Raw genomic sequence first — 21,789 nt, 5'->3', positions numbered from 1 at the left:
AACGGCACGGACGACTGCGACGGTCACGGCACCGAGGTGGCGGGCGTCGCCGCGGCGGCCAAGACCGAGGGCGACTTCGTCGGCGCCGCACCGGAGGCGACGATCCTCGCGATCCGCCAGACCAGCGACCGCTTCGAGTTCAAGGGCGACGCCACCAGGGAGAAGCGCACCTCCGCCGGCAAGGTCGCCACGCTGGCCCAGGCCATCGTCCGCGCCGCCAACCAGGGAGCGGGCGTCGTCAACATCTCGCTGACGAACTGCAACCCTCCCAAGGACTTCAGCGCGGACGACCGGACCCTCCAGGCCGCGATCCGGTACGCGGTCGACGTCAAGGACGTCGTCGTCGTGACGGCGGCCGGCAACCTCGACGGCAAGGGCGGCGGCTGCCCCAGCCAGAACGACAACCTGGACCCGGCCGTCGTCAAGTCCGTCTCGTCACCGGCGTGGTTCGCCGACGACGTGCTGTCGGTGGCCTCGATGTCCCGGTCCGGCGCGGTGTCGGGCTTCAGCGTCTGGGGTCCGTGGGTGAGCGTCGCGGGACCGGGCGAGGAGATCATCTCCGTCGACCCCAAGGGTTCCGGGCTGACCAACGCGAACGTCAAGGCGGACGGCGTGCAGCCCATCCAGGGCACGAGCTTCGCGTCCCCGTACGTCGCCGGCATCACCGCCCTGGTGCGCCAGCGGTTCCCGGAGCTCAAGGCCCGTCAGGTGATGAACCGGCTGAAGGCCACCGCCCTGCACCCCGGCAACACCACGGGCAAGGACAACAAGACCGGCTTCGGCATGGTCAACCCGGTCGCCGCGCTCACCGCCGTCCTGCCCGCCGAGTCGCCCGGTTTCCAGCCCGCTCCCCCGCGGGAGCTCACCACGAGCGTCACCCCGCCACCGGGTCTCGACTGGCCGCCGATCGTGGTGGCGCTGAGCGGGATCGGCATCGGCGGCCTGGCACTGGCCCTGACGCTCGCCGTCCGCAACGCGGTCATCCGCCGGCGTCGCGACGAAGCAGGGCCGTGACGCCGCTGTCCACAGAGGACGGGCAGCCGGTCAGCACGCCTCGTCGAAGACGATGCGCACCGGCTGCGACTGGGTGCTGCTGCCGTCGGTCGCCCAGAGCCGAGCGACGTACTCCCCCGCCGGAGCGGGTCCGATCGCCACGCCCGCGAAGACGTTGACCATCTTCGCTCCCGGCGGGTTCTCGTGGGAGCTGGGCGGCAGGACGGACGAGCCCTTGAAGACCGAGCCCGGCGGCAGGTCGCTCAGGCCGGTCGTGATCGTCCTCGACCAGCTGCCGGACACCGACCCGAGGAAGTAGGCCCCGGCGTGGCCGTACTCGGGGTCCACGCAGATCCTCTGCTCCAGGTCTTCCAACGTCCACGTGGCGGCGGCCGCGGGAGCGGCACCCACCGCCAACGCCAGACCGGCGGCAGTCGCCGTCACACTCTTGCGTGCTCGCACAGATTCCTCCGTCAGCAAACGGATCCATTGCACCGCAACGACTTCAACGCCAGCGTAGCGGACTGAACACGCTCACGACGTATTGAGATTTCCTCCCAAATGAGACCGATCCGTCCACAAAGGAGCAGCCGGTCCCGGCCCGCCTCACCCCTCGGCGGGCAGCAGCGCACGGGTGGCCTGCTCGGCGAGCCAGTCCGCCGAGTCCTGCCAGCTCCAGCCGAAGCCGCGCACGGTCCGCCACGCCTCGAACCCGAAGTAGAACCACAGCACCTGCTCGACCTGCCGGCCGGCGAGACCGTCCCGCAGGCCGCCGACGGCGACCAGCCGCGCGGCCACGACCTCGAGCCTGTCCCGCACGGCGCGGGTCGCCAGGTCGGCGGCCGCGGCCACGTCCGGGTCGGCGTTCCTGTTGTCCAGCAGGATCTCCAGCGTCTCCCACCGGTGGCGCCGCACCCGCCCGGTGCCGTCGGCCACGATCCGCAGGATCTCGCGCGGGTCGTCGCACTCGCCGATCCTGCGCTCCGCCTCGACCGCGACGGCGTCGGCGGCGCCGTCCTCGGACATCGCCATGACCAGCGCGGGCTTGTTGCCGACGCTCGTGTAGACGGTGTTCACGGCGACCCCGGCGGCGGCCGCGACGGCGGCGACGCTCGTCCTGGCGTAGCCCTGCTCGGCGAACAACCGCGCCGCGGCCTCGAGGATCGACCGCCGCGTGTCCTCGGCATGTCTGGCCCTCACCGCAGACCGGTAGCCGCGCGCACCCATGGCCGGATCGTACCCGTCCATATTCATTGTAGGCTCATTACTATGAATAGTGACCTACCCCAACCAACCGGGTCGCCGGTGGTCGTCGTCGGCGCCGGGCCCGTCGGGCTGTGGACCGCGGCGGAGCTGGCGCTCGGCGGTGCCGCGGTCGTGGTGCTGGAGCGCGCGACCGAGCGCAGCCCGCACTCGAAGGCCCTGGGCGTGCACCCGCGCACGGTCGAGGTCCTGGCGATGCGCGGCCTGGCCCGGCGGTTCCTCGACGAGGGCGTCCCGGTGCCGAGCTGGCACTTCGGCATGCTCGAGAGCCGCCTCGACTTGAGCGTGCTCGACACGCCGTACCCGTTCATGCTCGCCCTCCCCCAGGTCCGCACCGAGCAACTGCTGGAGGAACACGCGCTCGCGGCGGGAGCACGTGTCCTGCGCGGCCACGCGGTGACGGGCTTGGAGCAGGACGACGACGGCGTGACGTTGCACGTCACCGGCCCGGACGGCGAGTACACGCGCACCGCGAGCTACGTCGTCGGAGCCGACGGGGCGGGCAGCACGGTCCGCAAGGCGGCGGGCATCGAGTTCCCCGGAACGGACACCACGTCCTACGGCTACGTCGGCGAGGTGCGCCTCACGGACCCCGCCGTGGTCAGCGCCCACAACGAGCACGGCGCGCTCATCAGCGTGCCGGTGCGCGGTGGCCGGCACCGCATCGCGGGCGTGGACGCCCACCACAACGGCGCGCCCGACCCGTTCACGCTCGACGCCTTGCGGGAGACCGCGATCCGGGTGGTGGGCACCGACTTCGGCATGCACGACCCGGGCTGGCTGTCCCGGTTCGGCAACGCCACGCGGGTCGCGCGGACCTACCGCGCCGGCCGCGTCCTGGTCGCGGGCGACGCGGCCCACATGCACCTGCCCGCGGGAGGCGTCGGCCTCAACGTCGGCGTGCAGGACGCGATGAACCTCGGCTGGCGGCTCGCCGCCGTGGCACGCGGCGAGGCGGACCCGGCGCTGCTCGACGGCTACCACGACGAGCGCCACCCGATCGGCGAGCAGCTCGCGGAGCACACGCTCGCGCAGTCGGCGTTGATCACCGCGACGACCCCGGACGGCGCCGCGCTGCGGTCGTTGCTGAGCGGCCTGGTCGTGTCGGTGCCCGAGCTCTCGCTGGCGCTGGCCCGCAAGCTGTCCGCGCTGGACGTGGCGTACCCGCCGACCGGCCACCCCCTGACCGGCACGAGGGTTCCCGGGCTGTTCGAGCTGCTGGAACGCGGGCGGCCGGTCCTGCTCGACCGGACCGGCGCGCTGGGCGGCGACGTGACGTCCCTCGCGGCGGCGACCGGCTTCGACGTGGTCGCCGGCGACCAGCCCTGGACCACCGCCGCGGTCGTGGTCGTACGCCCCGACGGACACGTGTGGTGGGCGTCGGACGACGCCGACGACGCCCAGGTCATGACCGCTTTGAAGGGGCTCGGCGCGACCTTCGCCGCCCTGCGCTGAGCGACGACCGCCACCATCGCGGAGTGAGCGCTCACTTGACGGAGTGAGCACTCACTCCGCATCATGGGCGCATGACACCGACTTCAGAGACCCGGCGAAGAGCACCGGGCATGAGCGCCGAGGACCGGCGCGCCATGATCGTCCACGCCGTGCTGCCGCTCCTGGTCGAGCACGGCGCCAACGTGACCAGCAGCCAGATCGCCCGCGCCGCCGGCATCGGCGAGGGCACCGTCTTCCGCGCGTTCAAGGACAAGGACGAGCTGCTCGACGCCTGCACGGCCGAGGCGCTGAAACCCGACCACGTGCTCGACGCGATCGCCGAGATCCCCGCCGACCTGCCCCTGGAGGACCGGCTCGTCGAGGCGGCCGAGACGCTCGGCGCGCACCTCGAACGGATGGGCGCCCTGATGGGCGCGCTGCGCGCGTCCGGCCGCCTCAAGCACCGCGGCGAGCACCGCGGCGATGGACGCACCGGCAAAGGCGGGCGGCGCGAGTCGATGGCCGCCATCCGCGAGGCGGTGGTCGAGCTGTTCGCGCCGGACGCGGACCGGCTGCGGCTGCCCGCGGAGCAGCTCGCCACCCTGTTCCTGACCCTGTTGTTCGGCGGCCGCCGGATGGCCTCGGACGACGCGCCCACCACGCGCCAGGTGGTCGACTTCTTCCTGCACGGCGCCGTGGAGGCTGGATGATCCCGGGCGGCGGAGGCGGTCTCGAGTTCGCGCTGGGCAGGCGCGGCCGCCGGCGACAGGCCACGACGGTGCCGGACAGCGGGCTCACCGGCCCGGTCGACATCCCCGAACCGAAGCAGGACGACGGGCCGAAGGACCTGCGCTCCCGGCTGAAGCGCCTGCGGACGTCCGTGGTGGGCACCGTCCGCGGCCTGCCCAAGGTCGCGAAGCTGACGTGGCGGGCCAGCCCGGTCCTGACCGTCCTGCTGGCGCTGATCACGATCCTGTCGGGCCTCCTGCCGACCGTGACCGCCTACATCGCGAAGCTGCTGCTGGACTCCGTCGTCGCGGCGATCCAGCACACCGGCACCACCGGCGACATCGCGAAGGTCGCGCTGCTCCAGTTCGGCGTGCTCGCCGGGACGGCGGTCAGCAGCGCGCTGACGTCGATCGCGCAGTCGCTGCTGCAGGAACGCATGACGCTGACCATCCGCCACCAGGTGATGGCGCACGCCAGCGACCTGCACCTCGCCTACTTCGAGGGCTCCGCGTCGTACGACATGTTGCGCCAGGCCGCCCAGGAGGCGCCGACGCGGCCGTTGTCGATGATGAACTCCGCGCTGGGACTGGTGCGGACGCTGATCACGTTCACCAGCATGATCGCGCTGCTCGTCTCGATCAGCCCGCTGCTGGCCCTGGTCGCGCTGGTGGCCCCGGTCCCGGCGTTCATCTCGCAGTCGAAGTACGGCTCGCGCGCGTTCTGGCTGACGTTCGTGATGTCGCCGATCAAGCGCCGGATGGACTACCTGTCCTCGCTGGTCACCACCGACACCTACGCCAAGGAGACGAAGCTGTTCGGGCTCGGCCCGTACTTCGTCGACCGGTTCCGCCGGCTCGGCACCGTCTCCTACGAGCGGCAGCGGAAGCTGACGGTCAACCGGAACATCAGCTCGACGTCCTGGGGGCTGCTGAGCACGTTCGCGGGGTCGGCGATCACGCTGTACATCGCCCTGGAGGCGGTCGGCGGCCGGCTCACGCTGGGCGACCTGGCGCTGTACACGGCCGCGGCGGCCTCCGTGCAGGCCTCGGTGTCCGGCTTGTTCACCGCGTTCTCGGGCATGTACGAGAACAACCTCTACCTCGACACGCTCTACCGCTTCCTCGACACCAAGCCGGAGATCACCGCGCCGGCCGCGCCGCGCCCGATGCCGTCCACAGTGGAGGGCCACATCGAGTTCGAGTCGGTGACCTTCAGCTACCCCGGCGCCGAGGAACCCGCGCTGGACGCCGTCAGCTTCGAGATCCGTCCCGGCGAGACGGTCGCGGTCGTGGGCCGCAACGGCGCGGGCAAGTCGACGTTGTTCAAGCTGCTGTGCCGGCTCTACGACCCGACCGGCGGCCGCATCCTGCTCGACGGCGTGGACATCCGCGAGTACGACCCGGCCGAGCTGCGCACGCGGATCAGCGCGATGTTCCAGGACTACGTGACCTACCAGGGCACGGCGGCGGAGAACATCGGCCTCGGCGACCTCGCCCGGCTGGAGGACCGGCCGCACATCGAGGCTTCGGCCCGCCGCGCCGGAGCGGACGAGCGGATCGAGCGCCTGCCGCGCGGCTACGACAGCCCGCTGGGCCGCTGGTTCGACCAGGGCGTGAGCCTGTCCGGCGGCGAGTGGCAGAAGATCGCGCTGGCCAGGGCGTTCCAGCGGGAGGCACCGATCCTGGTGCTCGACGAACCGACGTCGGCGCTCGACGCGCAGGCCGAGCACGACCTGTTCGCGCGGCTGCGGGAGCTGTCGGAGGGCCGCACGACGCTGTACATCTCGCACCGGTTCTCCACGGTGCGGCAGGCGGAGCGGATCCTGTTGCTGGAGCACGGGAAGGTCGCCGAGTACGGCACGCACGAGGAGCTGATGGCGGCCGGCGCCGGGTACGCGGAGCTGTTCACGTTGCAGGCGCAGGCGTACCTGGACGAGGTGCCCGCGAACGGCGGTGTGACACCATCAGCGACGTAGACCGCTCCCCCGGGAAACGAGCCTGATGATCGACGTGTTGCCGACGGTCCTGACCGTCCTGGCGCTGGCCGGCGCTGTCTGGTCGGTGGTGCTGGTCGTGCTGAACCAGCCGCTGCTGCCGTTCACGACGGCCAAGCGCGGCCTGCTGGCCCTGCTGGCGGTGCTCGAGACCGGCCTGTTCGTGCAGGCGTTCATCGGGCTCGGGCAGATCACGTCCCGGGAGATCGACCGGCTGTCGTTCGCCGGCTACCTGGTCGGCGCGGCCGTGATCGTCCCGGTCGCCGTGGTGTGGGCGGCGGGCGAGCGCAGCCGGTGGAGCGGCGGCGTGCTGGCGGTCGGGTGCTTGAGCATCCCGGTGATGGTGCTGCGCCTCGGCCAGATCTGGGCAGCTCATGCCTGACGCGTCGATCCGGCAGGGGCCGGGCCGGATGCTGATCACCGTCTACGGGATCTTCGCCCTGGCGGCCACCTCCCGCTCGGCCGTGCAGCTGCTGTCGCGGTTCGACCAGGCACCGGTCGCCTACCTGCTGTCGGCGTTCGCGGCCGTCGTGTACGTGGTGGCGACGGTCACCCTCGCGCTCAACGCGCGGCGGGTGGCGCTCGTCGCCGTCGCGGTCGAGCTCGTCGGCGTGGTGACGGTCGGGCTGGTGAGCCTGGTCGTGCCGGAGGCGTTCCCGGACGCGACGGTGTGGTCGTTCTTCGGGATCGGGTACGGGTTCATCCCGCTGGTCCTGCCGGTGCTGGGGTTGTGGTGGCTGAGGAGGACGGCGTGACGGCCTCGTTCTGGGACGCGCAGGCGGCCGCGTTCGACGACGAGCCCGACCACGGGCTGCGGGACCGGCGCGTGCGGGACGCGTGGGCGGCGCTGCTGCTGCCGTTGCTGCCGCGTCAGCGCGCGGTGGTCGCCGATCTCGGGTGCGGGACCGGCAGCCTCGCCGTCCTGCTGGCCGAGGCCGGGCACGAGGTGCACGGCCTGGACTTCTCCGCGCGGATGGTCGAGGCCGCGACGGCCAAGGCGGCCTCCGCCGGGGTGCGGGTCGAGCTCACGACCGGTGACGCGGCCCACCCGCCGCACGCCGAGGCGTCGTTCGACGTCGTCCTGGCCCGGCACGTGCTGTGGGCGCTGCCCGATCCGGCGGCGGCGGTCGAGAGGTGGGCGCGGCTGCTGCGGCCGGACGGCGTGCTGGTGCTCGTCGAGGGCCGCTGGTCGACCGGCTCCGGTCTCACCTCGGCCGAGACGCGGGACCTGGTGCTGCGCGTGCGGTCCGAGGCCGTGGTCACCCGGCTCGACGACGAGGCGTTGTGGGGCAGGCCGATCGACGACGAGCGGTACCTGGTCGTCAGCACGCGGTAGGCACGAGCCGCGGCACGGCCCGGACATACACGACCATGCCCACCACCTCGACGAGCGTCTGCGTCACGACGACCACCCCGGCGACGTCCCCGGGCAGCGCCAGCGCGAGCGGCAGCACGACGAGTGAGTTGCGGGTGGCGCCGGTGAACACGATCGCGCGGCTCCCGGGCACGTCCAGGCGGAACAGCCGCGCGACCGCGAGCCCGAGGAACGCCATGACCACCAGGAACGCCACGTAGAACGGCACGACGCGCGCGACCTGGGTCAGGTCGGTCAGCTTCGGCACCTGCGAGGCCACGACGGCGAACAGCGTCACGGCCATCAGCGGCACCATCGTCGTGCTCATGGCGCCGACGACCCTGCCCGACCGCTGCGTGAGCCACGCCAGCGCCAGCGGGATCGCGATCAGCACCACGAACGCCTCGGCGAACGGGCCGGGCTCGACCACGGCGGCGCCGCCGAACACCAGCAGGTATACGGGCAGCAGGACCATCTGCGCGACCAGGAGCACCGGCGTGGCGGCGAGCAGGCGCCGGTTGTCGCCGCCGGCCAGTCCGCTGAAGACGATCACGTAGTCGACGCACGGCGCGAGCAGCACCAGCAGGACGCCCAGCCGCACGGCCTGGTCGGCGGGCAGGAACGCGAGCATCGCCGCCACCACCAGCGGCACGACGGCGAAGTTCACCACCAGCGCGGCCGCGAGGAACCGGCCCGCCCGCGGCGACCGGCCCAGCTCGGCCACCGGGACCTGGAGGAACGTCACGTAGAGCAGGACGGCGAGCACCGGGTTGATCGCGTGTTCCAGCCACGACACCGCCGACGGCGCCGCCAGGCCCGCCACCGCCCCGGTGGCGAGGGCGCCGAGGTAGACGGTGACCTGGTGGCGGTCCATCCCCGCGACGAACCCGGACAACGCCACCTCCCGATCGAGTTGGGGTCATTCTGCCCCGGAACGGCTACTCGAAACGGTGACGTTCCGCAATTTCCCGCTACCCGGAGCAGGCCCGCGGGTCCCGCCGAACACCGGTTTGGGCTCAAATGCCACCGGGTCGCGTGACGGCGGTGGCCCGTCCGGCCGGGCCGTGGTCATGCTGGCGAGGTCGGTTCGACATCGCCGCAGGAAGGCCAGTGATGACCACCACGACGCAGGACCTGATCACCGTCAAGCTGGAGCGGGCGTTCGACGGTCTGGACTCCGACCACGACGGCTACCTGGACTGGCAGGACTACGAGGCGCTCGCCCACCGCTACCTCCAGGCCTACCGGCTCGACCGGAACGACCGGCGGGCCCGCGCGCTGCTGACGTTCTGCCAGATCACCTGGCTGGAGCTGCTGCGCCACTCGGGCGTGGAGAGCGACCGGCTCACCAAGGCCCAGTACGTCACCGCCAACCGGCTGGCGGTCATCGACACCAGCCGGCTCAACGTCGCCGAGGGCAGCGCTCACGCGATCTTCGACGTGATCGACTCCGACGGCGACAACGAGATCAGCAGGGACGAGTTCGCCGTGTTCCTGCGCGAGGTCTGGCGTTCCGAGGCGCCGGACGCGATGGACTCGTTCACCAGGCTGGACACCGACGGGGACGGGGCGATCTCCCGCGGCGAGTTCATCCGGGCGGTGCGCGAGCACTTCCTGTCCAACGACCCCGACGCGCCGGGCAGCCTGTTCTTCGGCCGCATCTGACCAGGACCCGGCCGGGTGCCGGGGAGCAGAGGCTCCCCGGCACCCGGAGTCACGGCACCGCCAGGTACTCGGTGCACGCGTCGGCGACCCAGGCCGCGAAGTACCCGGCGAACGACGACCGCACCAGCACGGTGAACCGGTCGCCGCCGTTCACCTGCAGGACGACCCCGGTCCTGGCGAGGAGTGTCTGCACGCAAGTGCCGGCGGGAGCCGAAGACGGGTGCAGGTCCACGGAACATCCGTGAGCCAGCACGTCCCGTGCGTGCGGCCCTTCCAGGACCGCCGTCGTGCGCTGAGCCGAAGTGTCCACAACGGACCCTCGCGCGGAGCCGAGCGCGCCACGCGACACCTCCTCGATCTCCCCCTGCAGGCCGGGCGGCGCCACGACCAGGAACTCGTCCGGTCCGAGCCAGAGCACCTCCGTGTCGCCGAACCGCCCGGTCCCGGAGGTGAAGGTGCAGGCGACGACCGGGAACGCGACACCCAGCGCGTCGCCCATCGCCCTGATCACGTCCGGATCGGACGCCCGGACGGTGAGCTGGGAGCGGAACGGCAGCTCCCGCACCGACACCGCGGGCGCGAGGGCGGCCAGCCGGTCGGTCCAGGCGGCCAGCGGGCTCACGGGGTCAGCCGTCACGGCGGGCACCTTCCTTGTCGTACAGAACGGATTCGGTGACGGTGACCGGCACGAGCGAGTCGTCGACGGGCACGTAGAGCGTGTCGCCGATCCGCGTGTGACCGGATCGCACCAGGGCCAGCGCGAACGTGCGGCCGAGCGCCGCGCTCGGGTAGCTCGACGTGACGTGGCCGAGCATCCGGACCGGCGGCTCGGGCAGCCGGTCGGTCTCGACGATCTGCGAGCCCTCCGGCAGCAGCACCGACGGGTCGGCGGGCAGCAGGCCGACGAGCTGCTTGCGGTCCGCGCGGGTGTTCTCGGCGCGGGCGAACGAGCGCTTGCCGATGAAGTCGGGCTTCTTCTTCGACACCGCCCACGACATGCCCAGGTCCTGTGGTGTGACCGTGGCGTCGGTCTCCTGGCCGATGATCGGGTAGCCCTTCTCGGCGCGCAGGACGTGCATGGTCTCGGTGCCGTACGGCGTGATCCCGTACTCCTGCCCCGCCGCCATCAGCGCCTCCCAGACGGCGATGCCGTGCCAGGCGGTCACGTTGATCTCGTAGGCCAGCTCGCCGGAGAAGCTGATCCGGCACACCCGCGCGGGCACCCCGGCGACCTCGGTGTCGCGCCACGTCATGAACTCGAACGCCTCGGCGGAGACGTCGAGACCCGGCGCGACCGCCTTGAGCACGTCACGCGACCGCGGGCCCACCAGCGGGATCGTGGCCCAGTGCTCGGTGACGGACGTGCAGTGCACGTCGAGGTGCGGCCACTCCGTCTGCAGCCACTCCTCCATCCAGTCGAGGATCTTGGCGGCGTTGCCGGTGGTCGTGGTGACGAGGTAGCGCTCCTCGCCGACGCGGATCACCGTGCCGTCGTCGATCACCATCCCGTCGACGCCGCACATGACGCCGTAGCGGATCCGGCCGACCTTCAGCGTGCTCATCATGCCGGTGTAGAGCATGTCCAGGAACTTCCCGGCGTCGCGGCCCTGCACGTCGATCTTGCCGAGCGTCGAGCCGTCCATCAGGCCGACGCCCTCGCGTGTGGCCCTGCACTCCCGCAGCACGGCGGTGTGCAGGTCCTCGCCCGGCTTCGGGTAGTACCAGGGCCGCTTCCACTGGCCGACGTCCTCGAACAACGCCCCGTGCGCGACGTGCCACGGGTGGATCGCCGTGACGCGGACCGGGTCGTGCAGCTCGCCGCGGTCGCGTCCGGCCAGTGCCGCGAACGACACCGACGTGTACGGCGGCCGGAACGTCGTGGGCCTCTGCTCGGCCAGCTCGACGCCGAGCGCCTCCGCGACGATGCCCGCCGCGATCATGCCGGACGTCTTGCCCTGGTCGTGGGCCGTGCCGATGGTCGTGTACCGCTTGACGTGCTCCAGCGACCGCAGCCCCGCACCGGTCGCCCGCAGCACGTCGGCGACGGTCGCATCCCGTTGCAGGTCGACGAAACCGGAGTCGTCGGCGCCGGGCACGCGCCACAGCACCAGGCCGGAACGCGCCGTGCACCGCGAGTCGGAGACGGGCAGCGGAACCTGGCCGCCCGACGCGAACCCGGCGGCCGCGGCGGCGTCACGCCCCTGCCGCGCGCAGGCGTTCAGGTCCAGCTCACCGGTCGCCGATCCCGCGACGTGCACGGACGGAAGTTGTTCTCCCGGAACGAAGGCACCGAGCTCCGCGTCGTAGCGCAGCGTGCCGCGGGCCTGGCTGAAGAGGCTGACCACCGGGTTCCAGCCGCCGGACACGAGCAGCGTGTCGCACGCGATCCGCTCGCCGCCGACGTGCGCCGCGGTGACCCGTGCGGTTCCGTCGGTACCGGTCACCACATGCCCCGCGCGCACCTCGATCCCCCGTGCCGCGCATTCCGTCGTCAGCTTCTCGGGCACGTCCGCGCGGGCGTCGACGACCAGCGCGATGTCCACACCGGACTCGGCGAGGTCGATCGCCGCGCAGTAGGCGCTGTCGTTGGTCGTGAACACCACGGCCCGCGATCCCGGCACCACCCCGTAGCGGTGCAGGAACGTGCGCGCCGACGACGCGAGCATGATCCCGGGCCGGTCGTTGTCCGCGAACACCACGGGCCGCTCGTGGGCTCCGGTGGCCAGCACGGTCTGCTTGGTCCGGATCCGCCACACCCGTTGGCGCGCAAGGGAAGCGGGTGCCGCGAACCCGAGGTGGTCGGTGCGCTTCTGCAAGGCCAGCACGAACCCGTCCTGGTACATGCCGAACGCCGTCGTGCGTTCCAGCACCAGCACACCGGGCGTCGACCGCAGCTCCGCGACGATGTCGGCGACCCACTCGGCCGCCGGCCGTTCGTCGAGGTACTCGTCGACCCCGAGCAGTGCGCCGCCGGCCTGGTTCTGCTCGTCCACCAGCACCACGCGGGCCCCGCTGCGCGCCGCCGTCAGCGCCGCCACCAGCCCGGCGGGCCCGGCACCCACGACCAGCACGTCGCAGTGCTCGTGCTTGGCGTCGTACCGGGCAGGATCGGGCTCGGAGGACAGCTTCCCCTGTCCGGCGAGCCCGCGCGCCACCAGTCCGTCGTAGAGCTCGACGGTCGTCGCGAGCAGCATCGGCTCGGAGAACGGCGCCTCGACCTGCACCAGCGAGGTCGGGTCCTCGGACCCCGCCGCCACGATCCCGCGCGGCCGTCCGAGCTTCACGCTGCTGCCGATCTCGTGCACGCCGTTCGCCAGCAACGCCGACGCGAGCGTGTCGCCGGGGTGTCCGGTGTACTCGATGCCGTTGAAGGTGAAGCGCAGCACCGTGTTCCGGTCGATCGCGCCACCGCTGGGCCTGCGGAACGTCATGCGGTCACCTCGGGTTTCGGCTCACCGGGCCGGTAGACGGCGAGCAGGTCGTGCGTGCGGGTGTCGCGGACGGCGTTGAACCACCGCCGGCACCCGGCGCTGTGGCTCCAGCGCTCGGCGAACGGCCCGCTCGGGTTCTCGCGGAAGAACACGTACCGCGCCCACTCCTCGTCGGTGAGCGCCGACGGGTCCTCGGGGTAGGCGACGTGGGCCTGTCCGCCGTAGTGGAACTCGGCTTCCTCGCGCGGCCCGCACCACGGACACGGGATGAGTTGCATCGGATCGCTCCTAGTGCGCGACGGCGGCGGCGCCGTGCTCGTCGACGAGGGCGCCGGTGGTGAAGCGCTCGAGGGTGAACGGCTCGTTGAACGGGTGCGGCTTGTCGTGCGCGACGGTGTGCGCGAAGCAGTCACCGACACCGGGCGTGGCCTTGAACCCGCCGGTCCCCCACCCGCAGTTGAGGTACAGCCCCCCGACCGGCGTGAGCCCCACGATCGGCGACGCGTCCGGGCTGACGTCGACGATGCCCGCCCACGTCCGCAACAGGTGCGCACGCGCGAACACGGGGAACAACTCCAATGCTGCCGCCATCTGCTGTTCGATGATGTGGAACGACCCGCGCTGCCCGTACCCGTTGTAGCTGTCGATCCCGGCGCCCATCACCAGCTCGCCCTTGTGCGCCTGGGACACGTACACGTGCACCGCGTTAGACATCACGACAGTCGGGTGCACGGGCTCCAGCAACTCGGACACCAGGGCCTGCAACGGATGCGAAGAAAGCGGCAACCGCAGCCCGACCATCTTGGCGAGCACCGAACTGTGCCCAGCCGCGCACAACGCGACCTTCCCGGCAGCGATCCGCCCGCGGGACGTCTGCACGGCGGCAATCCGCCCGCCGACCGTCTCCAGCCCGGTGACCTCGCAGTTCTGGACGAGATCAACCCCCAGCGCGTGCGCGGCCCGCGCATACCCCCAAGCCACGTAGTCGTGCTTGGCGATCCCCGCACGGGGCTGGTAGGTCGCCCCCAGCACCGGGTACCGCACGTCGGGCGAGGTGTTGACGATCGGGCAGATCTCCCTGACCCCGGCCGGATCCACCCATTCGGCGTCGATCCCGTTGAGCCGGTTGGCGTTGACCCGCCGAACGCTGTCCCGGACGTCCTGGAGGTTGTGCGCCAGGTTCAGCACTCCGCGCTGGTCGAACAGGATCGGATACCCGAGGTCCTCCTCCAGCCCTTCCCACAACTTCAACGAGTGCTCGTAGATCCCCGAGCTCTCGTCCCACAGGTAGTTGGACCGGATGATCGTGGTGTTGCGAGCCATGTTCCCGCCCGCGAGCCACCCCTTCTCCAGCACCGCGACGTTCGTGATCCCGTGCACCTTCGCCAGGTAGTAGGCAGTGGCAAGCCCATGCCCACCACCACCGACGACGACTACGTCGTAAGACGCCTTCGGCTCGGGGTCGTCCCACAGGAAGTCGGGATGCTCGGGCAAGTGCGCTCCGGGCGGACTGCTCATCGGGCCGACGCCTCCAGCATCTAGTCGACTACTGGTATATCAGTATGTGCAGTACGGTAGGACACATGAACGCACGGGTCAACGACGAGCCCGCCCCCGTCTCACTGACCGAACAGGCCTACGCGCTGCTGCGCGACCGCCTCGTCATGCTGGAGATCAAACCGGGCGAGCCCATCAACGAGGACCGCCTGCGCACAGACCTGGGCGTGGGCCGCACCCCGATCCGCGAGGCCTTGAAGCGCCTGGAACAGGAACGCCTGGTGGTTGCCTACCCGCGCCGCGGCACGTTCGCCACAGACGTGAACATCTCGGACCTCTCCCACATCTCCGAAGTCCGCCGCACCCTGGAACCCCTGGCAGCAGCCGCAGCAGCAGAGCGCGCCACCCCAGCAGACCGCACCGCCCTGACCGAACTCCGCGCCCAGCTCGAAACCTCCCCGCGCCCAGGCGACAACACCGCCCTGCTCCGCGACGACGTGGGCGTGCACCGCGCCATCTACCGCTGCGTGCACAACCCGTTCCTCGAGGACACCCTGATCTCCTACGACAACCTGGCAACCCGCATCTGGTGCGTGTTCCTGCCGAGGCTGTCCGGAATGGCGGGCCACGTGGACGAACACGTCCCCCTCCTGACGGCGATCGTGGAGGGAGACGAGAAGAAGGCATCAGAGCTGGCAGCACAACACGTAACGGGCTTCGAACGGGCGATCAGAGCTCTGATCTAGCAGCGAAGCCGAAGCCGAGCTGCTCTTGGCTTTTTCCATGCCTGGCAGGCGGGATCGCGCCCAACGCACGCAACAGCAAGCCGCCCAACGCAACAGGCGTGCCATCAACCCACGGACGGCACCGGCCCGGTCCTTGATCAGTTGGCGGGGTCCGGGGCGAAGCCCCGCGCCTGAAACGCAACCCGCCCACGCAACCGCTCCAAAATCAAATCAACATCCCCAACGCTGGTCCGATGGTTGGTGAAGCAAGCCCGAACCCCACGCTCCCCACCAACCACAACCGGCCCGAGCAGGGCAACGTTCTCAGCCGCCAACTCCTCAAGCAACGAGGCGTGATCCTCAACCCCGTCCACCGAAAAACACACAGCCGTCAACACCACAGGGGCCAACAACCGAAGCCCTTCCGCCTCCTGAACCCCCCGCCCAAACCGCTGGGCAAGCTCAAGAGTGCGCTCATTGGCCGAACGAAACGCCTCAACCCCGAAAGCCTGAACCGCACTCCACACCTTGAAAGCCTTGAAACTACGGGACAGCTGAGGCCCGTAGTCCATGTAGTCGGTCATCAACGGGTCCTCGGCCACCGTCAGGTACGACGAGTCGAACGCGTAAGCGTCCCGCAACTTGGCCCCGTCACGCACCAACAGACACCCGGCCTCCAACGGCGCGTACAACAACTTGTGCGGGTCGAGCGTGATCGAGTCGGCACGGGCACATCCGCCCATCAACTCGCGCATCCCCTCTGACAGCAGGAAAAGCGCCCCGTAGGCACCGTCGACGTGCAGCCACAGGTCCTCGTCAGAACACAGGTCCGCGATGGCGTCGAGCGGGTCCACCGAGCCGGTCGAGACCGTGCCGCAGGTCGCGACGACGCACCACGGCCGCAGCCCGTTCCGGCGGTCCTGTTCGACAGCCCGGCGCAGCGCGGAGACGTCCATGCGGTGCCGGTCGTCGGTGGCGATGTGCCGGACGTTGTCCAGCCCGACGCCGAGGATCGCCGCCGCCTTGTCGACGCTGCGGTGCGCCTCGACGGACGTGTAGACGACCAAGGGCGCGTGGTCGCGCTGCAAGCCGGAAGCGTGGAAGTCCGGAACGCGGTCGTGCAGCGCTGTGGCGAGCGCCTGCAACGTCGCGAGAGAACCGCCACCGGTCAGGATCCCCTTGGCGCCGGCGGGAAAGCCGACGACGGAGGCCAGCCATTCCAGCACCGACCGCTCGACGACGCTGGCCGCCGGGGACAGCTGCCAGAAGTTGCAGTTCTGGTTGATCGCCGCCGCCAGCGCCTCGGCGTAGGGCGCCACGCCGTTGGGCGGGCCGAGGACGTAGGCGAGGAACCGCGGGTGCGCGACCGTCGTCGAGCCGGGCAGGACCACGTCCTCCCAGCGGTCGAAGAGCGCGTCCAGGCCGATGCCCTTGTCCGGCATCGGGGCGAGCAGACCGGCCAGCTGCGCGCGGTCGGGCACGGGCAGGATGTCGGCCTCGGCCAGGCCGCGCTCGTAGCTGTCGAGCAGGGCGACGAGCCGGGCGCCGGCGTGGGCGCGTTCGTCGTCGGTCAGCAGGAGTTCGTTCACGCCCAGCACAGTAGGCCGATCAGGCCAGCACACGATTGCTACTTCAGCCCCGAAAGCACGAAGAAGTGGCATGATCCACCAGTGGACCGCATCGATCGCGCAATCATCCGCCTTCTCCAGGAAGACGGCAGGCTCACCAACACCGAACTGGCCGACAAGGTGGGCCTCACGCCGTCGCCGTGCCTGCGGCGGGTGCGGGCGCTGGAGGAGGCCGGGGTGATCACCGGCTACCACGCCGCCGTCGACCCGAAGTCGCTCGGCCGCGGCTTCCGCGTGCTGGTGCACATCGACATCGCCGCGCAGGACCTGGCGACCATCGAGGCGTTCGAGGCGAGGGTCGCCGAGATCGACGAGGTGGAGTCGTGCGTGCGGATGTTCGGGCAGCCCGACTACCACCTGTGGGTCGCGGTCGCGGACCTCGCGGCCTACGAGCAGCTGTACATGTCGGCGCTCACGCGGCTGCCGGGCGTGGCCCGCACGAACTCGCAGTTCCCGATGAAGATCGTCAAGGGTTAGCCGAGGTCCTCGGCCTGCAGCTCCGCCCGCGACGACACCCCGAGCTTCCGCAGCACCCGTGCCGCGTGCTGCTCGACGGTCCGCGGCGACAGGAACAGCACGTCCGCGATCCGCCGGTTCGTGTGCCCGGCGGCCAGCAGCCGCGCCACCTCCTGCTCCCGCGGCGACAGCTCGTTGCCGTACCCGCGACGGCCCCGCCGGGACGGCTTGCCGCCGCCGATGCCGCGCAGCAGGTGCCGGCACCGCGCCGCGTCGCGGGTCGCCCCGAGCGCGTCGAACGTGTCCACCAGGGCGGACAGGCACTCGGACGCCTTCTCGTGGTCCGTCGGCACGAGGCAGATCGCCTCGCGTTCGGCGACCAGCGCCGCGAGGTACGGCGCGGGCAGCGCCGAGTACCGGTCGGCGGCCTCGCGGTAGAGCGACACGGCGTCGTCGACCTGGCCGCGGGCCTCGCACAGCAGCGCACGGCAGTGGGCCAGCGCGGCGAACGCCATCGGCGCGTCGCGGCCCTCCACCCCGCAGGCGATCTCCCCGATCAGGGTCTCGGCGTCGGTCTCGCGACCGGCGGCCAGGAACGTGGTCACGGCGACCGGCCCGAGCTCGGAGGCCCACACCCAGACGCCCTTGCCCCGGACGATGGCCAGGCCGCGGTCGACGTCCACGCACGCCCGCGTCACCTCGTCCTGGGCGAGCATCGTGCGGGCGAGGGCCGCGCACCCGGCGATGGCGACCGGGGCGATCGACTCCTCGGGGGCGAACGCGCCGGTCTCGGTCAGGTGGCTGGTGGCCTCCGACCACTCGCCGCGCGCCGTCGCCAGCGACCCGAGCACCAGGCACAGCTCGCTGGCCACCGGGAACAGGTCGCGGTACTCGTCGAGCAACGTGCCGGCGCGCTCGGCCAGGCCGTCCCAGTTGCCGGTCAGCCAGTCGAGGCGGGTCCGGGTGGCGTGGGCGGTGCTCGCGACGAACGGCGCGCCGCACTCCGAGGCGAACCGCAGGCCGTTGCGCAGCAGGTCCGCGCAGAGGTCGAGGTGACCGGTCGTCGTGAGGGCGTCGGCGAGGTTGCAGTGGGCGCGGGCGAGCTGGCGCAGCTCGCCGGGCGTGGCGGCGGAGGCGAACTCCAGTCCGGTGAGGACGGACGGGTCGCCGGTGTGCATCCGGGAGCCGACCACGTTGGCGTACAACGACATCCTCAGCTCGGGATCGTCGAACGCCACCCGCACCTCGTCGACGTGGTCGAGCCACGGCCGCACTTCGGCGAACGGCGTCGAACCGAGGTACGACAGCCCCAGCACGGCGGCACCCCGTGCGGCGAGATCCGGGCGTTCGTTCAGGTCGGCGACCGCGCGTTCGAGCTCCGACCGGGCTTCCTCGACGCCGCCGGCCTGGCGGATCAGCAGCACGCCCCGGTACAGCCGCACCTGCCCGCGGGCGGCCGTGGACAGCCGCCGGTCCGACAGCAGGCGTTCCAGCGTCTCGGCCGGAACGAGCTGGTCGAGACCCTGGTGGGCGATCTGGCCGAGCTTGATCGCGAGCCGGTCGACGTCGGCTGACGGCACGGCCGGGTCGTGCAGCAGCCGTTGCAGCAGGGTGGTGGCGGTGCCCGCGTCGCCCACCTCGGCGGCGCGGTCGGCGGCGGCCTCGCCGTAGCGCAGCCACTCGGCCGTGCGCCCGGCGCGTTCGCTGTGCTCGGCGAGCTGGACCAGCGGGCGCGGTTCGACCTGGTCGAGCACGTCCACGGCGCGGGCGTGCAGCCGCTGGCGGTCCGGGCCGCTCAACGTGTCGTAGACGGCCTGCTGGGCCAGCGCGTGCCGGAAGCCGTAACGCCGTGCGTCGACCTCGTGCAGGACGTGGCCGCTCAACGCGTGGGTCAGCGCCGCGCTGTCGATCCCCGCGACGGAGCCGAGCAGCTCGGCGGTCGCGGGCGCGCCCAGCACGGCGGCCGCTCGAACGAGCAGGGTCGCGGCCTCGGGCAGCGCGGCCAGGCGCTCGGCCATCGCGTCGCGCAGCAGCACGGGCACGTCGACGTTGTCGAGCAGACGCCGTGCCGTCGCGCCGTCGGCGTGCACCGCACCGGCGGGGTTCCGCAACGCGCGCAGCGTTTCCTCGACCACGAACGGGATACCGGCCGTGCGTTCGTGCAGCTTGGCCGCGAACTCGGCGGACACCGGCTCGCCGTCGAGGATGGCCGACGTCAACGCCCGCACCTCGCCGACGTCGAGCGGCACCAGTTCCAGCACCGCGCTGGTGATCCCGGTCGGCGGCCGGTACGCCGAGCCGAGCGGGACGCCGTCCGGCAGGTCCTCGCGGCGGTAGGTGACCACGATGGACAGGTTCGCGGGCGGGTCGCCCATCAGGAACCGCAGCAGCTGGCGCGACCCGTCGTCGGCCCAGTGCAGGTCCTCGACGACGAGCAGCACCGGCCCGAGCACGCCGATGAGCTCGCGCATCGCCCGGAACACCCGGTGCCGTTCGGCGCGCGGGTCGCCGGTCGGGGCGGGTGGCGCGGGCAGGTACCCGGCGAGCTCGGGCAGCACCGCGCCGAGCACACCGGCGACCGGGCTCAGCCGCGTGTGGTTGCGCGCCAGGCGCTCCGTGCAGTCGCGCAACGCCTCCAGCACCGCGCCGTACGGGAACGGCTCCCCCACCGGCTGGCAGTGGCCCATCAGCACGGCGATCGGGCCCAGGTCGGCGTCGAGCAGCTCGCGGACCAGGCGCGACTTGCCCACACCCGCCTCGCCCTCGACCAGCACGACGGCCGGCTGGCTGGGCACGGCGGCCCGCAGCGCGCCGAGCTGATCACCCCGCCCCACCAGCACCGGCGAGCTGGTCCGCATCAGCCCCGTGGGGTCGGGCCGCCGTTGGCCCGATCTCGGTGTCCGGCTCATCCGGACCGATGGTAGGTGAAAGTCGGGTATCCCTACGTAGCGATATCCGGATTGTTCGTCGTTCACAGTCGCTCGATCGTGATCCGCACGTGGCCGCCCATCCCTGCCGAGGCGGCCGGAACGGAGAAACCGAGATGCGACTCGATCGCACAGCACGCGTGCTCGCGGCGGCCGGCGTCGGCCTGGCCGTCGCGGCGGCCGTGAGCAGCCCCGCCACCGCCCAGACGGGGTCGATCCAGAAGACCGCCGAACCCGTCGCGGGCAGCTATATCGTGGTGTTCAAGGACGGCGCCAGCGACGCCCCGACCACCAACGCCAAGGCGCTCGACCTGGCCCGCAAGCACGGCGGCAAGGTCAGCAACACCTACGTCGCGTCGGTGCGCGGCTTCGCGGTGAAGATGGACGAGGCGGCGGCCCGCAGGCTCGCGGCCGACCCGTCCGTCGCGTACGTGCAGCAGGACGGCTGGGCGCGGATGTCCGACACCCAGACGAACCCGACGTGGGGCCTCGACCGGATCGACCAGGCGAACCTGCCGGTCGACCAGCGCTACACCTATCCGAACACGGCGTCGAACGTGACGGCGTACATCCTCGACACCGGCATCTACAAGGCGCACACGGAGTTCGAGGGCCGGGCCAAGGACGGCTACGACTTCATCGACAGCGACCCGGACGCCTCCGACTGCCAGGGCCACGGCACGCACGTCGCCGGCACGGTCGGGTCCAAGACCTACGGCGTGGCGAAGAAGGTCAACCTGGTCGCGGTCCGCGTGCTCGACTGCTCGGGCAACGGCCAGTACTCGCAGATCATCAAGGGCATCGACTGGGTCGCCCAGAACGCGAAGAAGCCCGCCGTGGCGAACATGAGCCTCGGCGGCGGCGCGGACTCCACTGTGGACAACGCGGTGAAGCGCGCCATCGCGGCCGGCGTCACGTTCGGTCTCGCGGCCGGCAACAACAACGGCGACGCCTGCCAGACCTCGCCCGCCCGCGTGCCGGAGGCCATCACGGTGGCCGCCAGCGACTCGGCCGACAAGCGGTCGATCTACACCGGCGGCCAGGCGTCGAACTGGGGCTCGTGCGTCGACCTGTTCGGCCCCGGCTCGAACATCACCTCCACCAAGAACGGCGGCGGCACCACGTCGATGGGCGGCACCTCGATGGCCACCCCGCACGTCGTCGGCGCCGCCGCGCTGTACGTGTCCGCGAACCCGTCCGCCACCCCTGCCCAGGTTCGCGACGCGCTGGTGAACAACGCCACGACCGGCAAGATCACCGACCTGCAAGGCTCGCCGAACAAGCTGCTCAACATCAGCTTCATCGGCGGCGGCAACCCCGACCCCGAACCGTGCGCCGCCGCCACGAACGGCGACGACGTGTCCATCCCGGACAACGGCACCGCCGTCACCTCCTCGGTGAGCGTCACGGGCTGCACCGGCAAGGCCTCGACCGCCACCAAGGTCAAGGTCGACATCAACCACCCGTACACCGCCGACCTCGCCATCGACCTGGTCGGTCCGTCCGGCGCCACCTACAGCCTCAAGAAGGCCAAGGGAGCGACCTCGTCCGCGGGTGTGCACGAGACCTACACCGTCGACGCGTCCGCGGAGAACCGCAACGGCACGTGGAAGCTGCAGGTCACCGACGTGTGGACCTACGACGCCGGAAACATCGACGCCTGGACCCTCACGTTCTGACGACGCCCGGAAGGA

General features: G+C 71.4%; 20 protein-coding genes. 11 read left to right on the top strand and 9 right to left on the bottom strand.

Features of this window, described 5'->3' with window-relative positions; all coding sequences use genetic code 11:
- On the top strand, window positions 1-1,014 hold a 1,014-nt coding region (mycP, locus tag VF330_RS21370; RefSeq protein ID WP_330853408.1), incomplete at its 5' end, for a type VII secretion-associated serine protease mycosin.
- A 30-nt stretch (window positions 1,015-1,044) separates the two neighbouring features.
- Here mycP and VF330_RS21365 read toward each other — a convergent pair.
- Both VF330_RS21365 and VF330_RS21360 read right to left on the bottom strand, forming a co-directional pair.
- Window positions 1,045-1,455: a DUF5980 family protein gene (locus tag VF330_RS21365; RefSeq protein WP_330853407.1), complete on the bottom strand. Its 411-nt coding sequence runs from the start codon at window positions 1,453-1,455 to the stop codon at window positions 1,045-1,047.
- A gap of 144 nt (window positions 1,456-1,599) precedes the next feature.
- A complete protein-coding gene (locus VF330_RS21360) occupies window positions 1,600-2,220 on the bottom strand; it encodes a TetR/AcrR family transcriptional regulator (protein WP_330853406.1) in 621 nt (206 codons plus the stop codon).
- Window positions 2,221-2,262: 42 nt separating this feature from the next.
- Between VF330_RS21360 and VF330_RS21355 the strand changes: the two genes are divergently transcribed.
- From VF330_RS21355 to VF330_RS21330, 6 genes are all read left to right on the top strand, one after another.
- Window positions 2,263-3,711 (top strand): FAD-dependent oxidoreductase, encoded by a 1,449-nt coding sequence (locus VF330_RS21355; protein ID WP_330853405.1) that lies wholly within the window; start codon window positions 2,263-2,265, stop codon window positions 3,709-3,711.
- Between the two features lie 110 nt (window positions 3,712-3,821).
- Window positions 3,822-4,400, top strand: coding sequence for a helix-turn-helix domain-containing protein (locus VF330_RS21350; RefSeq protein ID WP_330853410.1), 579 nt, complete (start codon window positions 3,822-3,824; stop codon window positions 4,398-4,400).
- Window positions 4,397-6,394, top strand: coding sequence for an ABC transporter ATP-binding protein (locus VF330_RS21345; protein ID WP_330853404.1), 1,998 nt, complete (start codon window positions 4,397-4,399; stop codon window positions 6,392-6,394). Before VF330_RS21350 ends, VF330_RS21345 begins: the two co-directional genes overlap by 4 nt.
- A gap of 25 nt (window positions 6,395-6,419) precedes the next feature.
- Window positions 6,420-6,794, top strand: coding sequence for a hypothetical protein (locus VF330_RS21340; protein ID WP_330853403.1), 375 nt, complete (start codon window positions 6,420-6,422; stop codon window positions 6,792-6,794).
- Window positions 6,787-7,167, top strand: a complete 381-nt coding sequence (locus VF330_RS21335) for a hypothetical protein (protein ID WP_330853402.1) — start codon at window positions 6,787-6,789, stop codon at window positions 7,165-7,167. Before VF330_RS21340 ends, VF330_RS21335 begins: the two co-directional genes overlap by 8 nt.
- Entirely contained in the window at window positions 7,164-7,748 is a 585-nt protein-coding gene (locus tag VF330_RS21330; protein ID WP_330853401.1) for a class I SAM-dependent methyltransferase, read from the top strand. Before VF330_RS21335 ends, VF330_RS21330 begins: the two co-directional genes overlap by 4 nt.
- Here the strand turns inward: VF330_RS21330 and VF330_RS21325 are convergent.
- On the bottom strand, window positions 7,735-8,640 hold the full coding sequence (locus VF330_RS21325) for an arsenic resistance protein (RefSeq protein WP_330853409.1): 906 nt from the start codon (window positions 8,638-8,640) through the stop codon (window positions 7,735-7,737). The two genes, VF330_RS21330 and VF330_RS21325, sit on opposite strands and share 14 nt — an antisense overlap.
- Before the next feature lie 239 nt (window positions 8,641-8,879).
- On the opposite strand from VF330_RS21325, the gene VF330_RS21320 reads away from it, so the two are divergent.
- Window positions 8,880-9,431, top strand: a complete 552-nt coding sequence (locus VF330_RS21320; RefSeq protein WP_330853400.1) for an EF-hand domain-containing protein — start codon at window positions 8,880-8,882, stop codon at window positions 9,429-9,431.
- Between the two features lie 49 nt (window positions 9,432-9,480).
- Here the strand turns inward: VF330_RS21320 and VF330_RS21315 are convergent, their stop codons facing one another.
- From VF330_RS21315 to VF330_RS21300, 4 genes are read right to left on the bottom strand one after another with little or no spacing between them, the layout of a single operon-like run.
- Complete coding sequence (locus VF330_RS21315; protein ID WP_330853399.1) at window positions 9,481-10,068, bottom strand: sarcosine oxidase subunit gamma; 588 nt, start codon at window positions 10,066-10,068, stop codon at window positions 9,481-9,483.
- The gene (locus tag VF330_RS21310; protein WP_330853398.1) at window positions 10,058-12,862 is read right to left on the bottom strand and encodes a 2Fe-2S iron-sulfur cluster-binding protein; all 2,805 of its coding nucleotides are present in this window, start codon (window positions 12,860-12,862) and stop codon (window positions 10,058-10,060) included. The genes VF330_RS21315 and VF330_RS21310 overlap by 11 nt, the downstream gene beginning before the upstream one ends.
- Window positions 12,859-13,140, bottom strand: a complete 282-nt coding sequence (locus tag VF330_RS21305) for a sarcosine oxidase subunit delta (RefSeq protein WP_330853397.1) — start codon at window positions 13,138-13,140, stop codon at window positions 12,859-12,861. Before VF330_RS21305 ends, VF330_RS21310 begins: the two co-directional genes overlap by 4 nt.
- A gap of 10 nt (window positions 13,141-13,150) precedes the next feature.
- Complete coding sequence (locus VF330_RS21300; RefSeq protein ID WP_330853396.1) at window positions 13,151-14,380, bottom strand: sarcosine oxidase subunit beta family protein; 1,230 nt, start codon at window positions 14,378-14,380, stop codon at window positions 13,151-13,153.
- A 65-nt stretch (window positions 14,381-14,445) separates the two neighbouring features.
- On the opposite strand from VF330_RS21300, the gene VF330_RS21295 reads away from it, so the two are divergent.
- The gene (locus tag VF330_RS21295) at window positions 14,446-15,105 is read left to right on the top strand and encodes a GntR family transcriptional regulator (protein WP_330853395.1); all 660 of its coding nucleotides are present in this window, start codon (window positions 14,446-14,448) and stop codon (window positions 15,103-15,105) included.
- A 137-nt stretch (window positions 15,106-15,242) separates the two neighbouring features.
- On the opposite strand, the gene VF330_RS21290 is transcribed toward VF330_RS21295, so the two are convergent.
- Window positions 15,243-16,673, bottom strand: a complete 1,431-nt coding sequence (locus VF330_RS21290; RefSeq protein ID WP_330853394.1) for a pyridoxal phosphate-dependent decarboxylase family protein — start codon at window positions 16,671-16,673, stop codon at window positions 15,243-15,245.
- Between the two features lie 81 nt (window positions 16,674-16,754).
- Between VF330_RS21290 and VF330_RS21285 the strand changes: the two genes are divergently transcribed.
- Complete coding sequence (locus tag VF330_RS21285) at window positions 16,755-17,189, top strand: Lrp/AsnC family transcriptional regulator (protein WP_330853393.1); 435 nt, start codon at window positions 16,755-16,757, stop codon at window positions 17,187-17,189.
- Here VF330_RS21285 and VF330_RS21280 read toward each other — a convergent pair.
- Window positions 17,186-20,077, bottom strand: a complete 2,892-nt coding sequence (locus VF330_RS21280) for an ATP-binding protein (protein ID WP_330853392.1) — start codon at window positions 20,075-20,077, stop codon at window positions 17,186-17,188. The two genes, VF330_RS21285 and VF330_RS21280, sit on opposite strands and share 4 nt — an antisense overlap.
- A gap of 134 nt (window positions 20,078-20,211) precedes the next feature.
- On the opposite strand from VF330_RS21280, the gene VF330_RS21275 reads away from it, so the two are divergent.
- Complete coding sequence (locus VF330_RS21275; RefSeq protein ID WP_330853391.1) at window positions 20,212-21,774, top strand: S8 family peptidase; 1,563 nt, start codon at window positions 20,212-20,214, stop codon at window positions 21,772-21,774.
- Window positions 21,775-21,789: the final 15 nt, after the last annotated feature.

Origin of the sequence: Lentzea sp. (assembly GCF_036380075.1) — a bacterium.
Lineage (GTDB): Bacteria > Actinomycetota > Actinomycetes > Mycobacteriales > Pseudonocardiaceae > Lentzea.
This window is presented reverse-complemented; position numbering and strand designations above follow the sequence as displayed.